This window comes from Streptomyces sp. 13-12-16, from assembly GCF_002114215.1.
Lineage (GTDB): Bacteria > Actinomycetota > Actinomycetes > Streptomycetales > Streptomycetaceae > Streptomyces.
Window position 1 is genome coordinate 1 of sequence record NZ_NCTE01000787.1, and the last position, 4,161, is coordinate 4,161.

At 72.0% G+C, this 4,161-nt stretch carries 5 protein-coding genes; 1 reads left to right on the forward strand and 4 read right to left on the reverse strand.

The features are described from left to right. A partial coding sequence (locus B7767_RS28940; protein ID WP_179167332.1) for a VOC family protein occupies window positions 1–776 on the forward strand: 776 nt, incomplete at its 5' end. Between the two features lie 52 nt (window positions 777–828). Here the strand turns inward: B7767_RS28940 and B7767_RS28945 are convergent. The 4 genes from B7767_RS28945 to B7767_RS28960 form a co-directional block, all read right to left on the reverse strand. Continuing rightward, on the reverse strand, window positions 829–1,413 hold the full coding sequence (locus B7767_RS28945; RefSeq protein WP_085574744.1) for a histidine phosphatase family protein: 585 nt from the start codon (window positions 1,411–1,413) through the stop codon (window positions 829–831). A gap of 5 nt (window positions 1,414–1,418) precedes the next feature. Next, window positions 1,419–2,303 (reverse strand): phosphogluconate dehydrogenase (NAD(+)-dependent, decarboxylating), encoded by an 885-nt coding sequence (gnd, locus tag B7767_RS28950; RefSeq protein ID WP_085574745.1) that lies wholly within the window; start codon window positions 2,301–2,303, stop codon window positions 1,419–1,421. A gap of 6 nt (window positions 2,304–2,309) precedes the next feature. Next, window positions 2,310–3,953, reverse strand: coding sequence for a glucose-6-phosphate isomerase (gene pgi / locus B7767_RS28955; protein WP_085574746.1), 1,644 nt, complete (start codon window positions 3,951–3,953; stop codon window positions 2,310–2,312). Next, on the reverse strand, window positions 3,946–4,161 hold a 216-nt coding region (locus B7767_RS28960; protein WP_179167333.1), incomplete at its 5' end, for an OpcA/G6PD domain-containing protein. The genes B7767_RS28960 and pgi, both read right to left, overlap by 8 nt.

Here is a 4,161-nt window from a genome sequence, read left to right on the forward strand (position 1 = left end):
CGGCCGTCGGCCTCGAGTCACCCGACGCCGCCGGTGCCGCCCGCCGCGCCGAGGCCCTGCTGGCGCCCGTACTGCCACGCCGCCGTGCCCCCGAGGACGCCCCGCTCGACGCGGTGGCCGCGCCCGACGGCACGGAACTGTTCTTCTGCGGCACCCGGCCGTCCTCCTCCGGCGGCTGGCGGTCCGACTTCGCGGACGTGGAACACGCACCCGCCGCCACGGCCGTACGGCACATCGACCATCTCGCCCTCACCCAGCCCTGGCACCACTTCGACGAGGCGGCCCTCTTCCACCGCAGCGTGCTCGGACTGCGCGCCGACGAGAGCGTGGACCTCGCCGACCCCTACGGCCTGCAGCGCAGCCGCGCGGTCGGCAACGCCGACGGCAGCGTCCGCATCGCCCTCGGTGTCGGTGCCGCGCCCACGGACGACACCGTGCACGCCCAGCACATCGCGCTCGCCACCGACGACGTGGTCGCCGCGGCCCGCCGCTTCCGCGACGCGGGCGGCCGGCTGCTGCCCATCCCGGCGAACTACTACGACGACCTCGCCGCCCGCCACGAGTTCGCCGACGGCGAGCTGGAGACCTACCGGGACCTCGGCATCCTCCACGACGCCGACGAACACGGCACCCTGCGCCACTGCTACACCCTCACCGTCGGCCGCGTCTTCTTCGAACTCGTCCAGCGCGACGGCGCCCACCGCGGCTACGGCGCCCGCAACGCCCCGGTCCGCCTGGCCGCCCAGCACGCGGCACAGACACGCGCGGGCGGCTGAGCGCCCGGGTCCTCGCCGGGCCGTCACCTTGCCGAAGGGCCCGGCCCATGGGTCACGGCCGCGTGTTCCACTCCGCGATCACCGGGCTGCCGTGCTCCAGCGACAGGCGGCTCAGGGTGCCCGTCTCCAGGCGGAACAGGCGTCCGGCGGACGGCGGCAGGCCCAGGCGGCGGGCCGTCAGGACGCGGAGCAGGTGGCCGTGCGCCACCAGCATCACGTCCCCCTCCTCCAGCGCCCCGGCCACCCGGGACAGCACCCGGTCCGCGCGCTCGCCGACCCGCTCCGGGGACTCGCCGGGGAACTCCCGGCCGGGCGGCACCCCGTCGGTCCACAGGTCCCAGCCGGGCCGGGTGCGGTGGATCTCCGCGGTGGTGATCCCCTCGTAGCCGCCGTAGTCCCACTCCCGCAGGTCCGGCTCCTCCACCACTTCGGCCAGTCCCGCCAGTTCGGCGGTGTGCCGGGCGCGGACCAGCGGACTGGTGAGGACCAGCCCGAAGGTCCGCCCCGCCAGCAGCGGCGCGAGGGACTTGGCCTGGGCCTCACCGGCCGGGGTCAGCGGAAGGTCGGTCCGGCCGGTGTGCCGGCCCGCCCTGCTCCACTCCGTCTCGCCGTGCCGCGCCAGCAGCAGATCCCCCACGGTCGTTACGCCTTCTCCACCGACTCGACGGCGTGGCCGCCGAACTGCTTGCGCAGTGCCGCGATCATCTTCATCTGCGGCGAGTCCTCCTGCCGGGAGGCGAACCGCGAGAACAGCGACGCGGTGATCGCCGGCAGCGGCACGGCGTTGTCGATGGCCGCCTCCACGGTCCAGCGGCCCTCGCCCGAGTCCTCGGCGTATCCGCGCAGCCGCTCCAGGTGCTGGTCCTCGTCGAGGGCGTTGACCGCGAGGTCGAGCAGCCAGGAGCGGATGACGGTGCCCTCCTGCCAGGAGCGGAACACCTCCCGGACGTTGTCCACCGAGTCGACCTTCTCCAGGAGCTCCCAGCCCTCGGCGTAGGCCTGCATCATGGCGTACTCGATGCCGTTGTGGACCATCTTCGCGAAGTGCCCGGCGCCCACCTTGCCCGCGTGGACATAACCGTACGGACCCTCAGGCTTGAGCGCGTCGAAGATCGGCTTCAGCCGCTCCACGTGCTCCTCGTCGCCGCCGACCATCAGGGCGTAGCCGTTCTTCAGGCCCCACACACCGCCCGAGACCCCCGCGTCGACGAAGCCGATGCCCCGGGCACCCAGCTCCTTGGCATGCTTCTCGTCGTCCGTCCAGCGGGAGTTGCCGCCGTCGACGACCGTGTCGCCGGGCCTGAGCAGGCTCCCCAGCTGGTCGACGACCTGCTGGGTGACGGTGCCGGCCGGCACCATCACCCACACCGCGCGCGGCCTCTCGAGCCGCTCGACGAGATCGGACAGGTGGTCGACGTCGGAGAGCTCGGGATTGGTGTCGTACCCGATGACGGTGTGGCCGGCGTTGCGGAGGCGCTCGCGCATGTTGCCGCCCATCTTGCCGAGCCCAACAAGACCGATCTGCATGTCAGTTCACTTCCTGCGTTCGCGGTAGGCGGCCACCAGCGCGGCCGTGGACGGGTCGAGGCCGGGGACGTCGGCGCCCTCGGTGAGGGCGGGTTCGACACGCTTGGCGAGGACCTTGCCGAGTTCGACGCCCCACTGGTCGAAGGAGTCGATGTCCCAGATCGCGCCCTGCACGAACACCTTGTGCTCGTACAGGGCGATCAGCTGGCCGAGCACCGAGGGGGTCAGTTCGGTGGCCAGGATCGTGGTGGTGGGGTGGTTGCCCCGGAAGGTGCGGTGCGGCACCTGCTCCTCGGGCACGCCCTCCGCCCGCACCTCCTCGGCGGTCTTGCCGAACGCGAGGGCCTGGCCCTGCGCGAACAGGTTGGCCATCAGCAGGTCGTGCTGGGCCTTGAGTTCGTCGCTCAGCTCGGCGACCGGGCGGGCGAAGCCGATCAGGTCGGCCGGGATGAGCTTCGTGCCCTGGTGGATCAACTGGTAGTAGGCGTGCTGCCCGTTGGTGCCGGGCGTGCCCCACACCACCGGTCCCGTCTGCCAGTCGACGGGACGGCCCCGGCGGTCCACCGACTTGCCGTTGGACTCCATGTCGAGCTGCTGGAGGTAGGCGGTGAACTTCGACAGGTAGTGCGAGTACGGCAGCACCGCGTGCGACTGGGCGTCGAGGAAGTTGTTGTACCAGACGCCCAGCAGGCCCATCAGCAGCGGGGCGTTGGCCTCGGCGGGGGCGTTGACGAAGTGCTCGTCGACGATCCGGAACCCGTCGAGCATCTCCCGGAAGCGGTCCGGGCCGATGGCGATCATCAGCGACAGGCCGATCGCCGAGTCGTAGGAGTAGCGTCCGCCGACCCAGTCCCAGAACTCGAACATGTTCGCCGTGTCGATGCCGAAGTCGGCGACCTTCCCGGCGTTGGTCGACAGGGCGACGAAGTGCCTGGCGACGGCGGCCTCGTCCTTGAGCGCGTTCAGCAGCCAGGTCCGCGCGGAGGTGGCGTTGGTGACCGTCTCGATGGTGGTGAAGGTCTTGGAGGCGACGATGAACAGCGTCTCCTCCGGGTCGAGGTCCCGGATCGCCTCGTGCAGGTCGGCGCCGTCCACGTTGGACACGAACCGGAAGGTCAGCGAGCGGTCGGTGTACGCGCGCAGCGCCTCGTACGCCATCGCCGGACCGAGGTCGGAGCCGCCGATGCCGATGTTGACGACGTTGCGGATGCGCTTGCCGGTGTGGCCGGTCCACTCGCCGGAGCGGACGCGGCCGGCGAAGTCGGCCATCTTGTCGAGGACGGCGTGCACGGCCGGGACGACGTTCTCCCCGTCGACCTCGACCACCGCGTCCCGCGGGACGCGCAGCGCGGTGTGCAGCACGGCCCGGTCCTCGGTGGTGTTGATCCGCTCGCCGCGGAACATGGCGTCGCGCAGCCCGAACACGTCGGTGGCCTCGGCCAGTTCACGCAGCAGGGCGAGCGTCTCGTCGTTGACCAGGTGCTTGGAGTAGTCGATGCGCAGGTCACCCACGCGTACGACGTACCGCTGTGCGCGGGACGGGTCGGCGGCGAACAGTTCGCGCAGGTCCGGTTGCGGCAGCGCGTCCGCGCGGTGGTCGCCCAGGGCGGCCCACTCGGGGCGCCGGGTCGGCTCGGGGGCGTCAGACATGGGCGGGGATCTCCTCGGTGGCCTCGCCGCGCAGGGCGACTGCGTACATCTCGTCCGCGTCGAGGCGCCTGAGCTCCTCGGCGATGAGTTCGGAGGTGGCACGGACCTTCAGTGCCAGCCGGCGCGGGGGCTGCCCCGGCAGGGCCAGCGTGGCCAGCGGGCCCTCGGGGCGGTCGATGACGACCTCGCCGTCCGCGGTGCCGAGGCG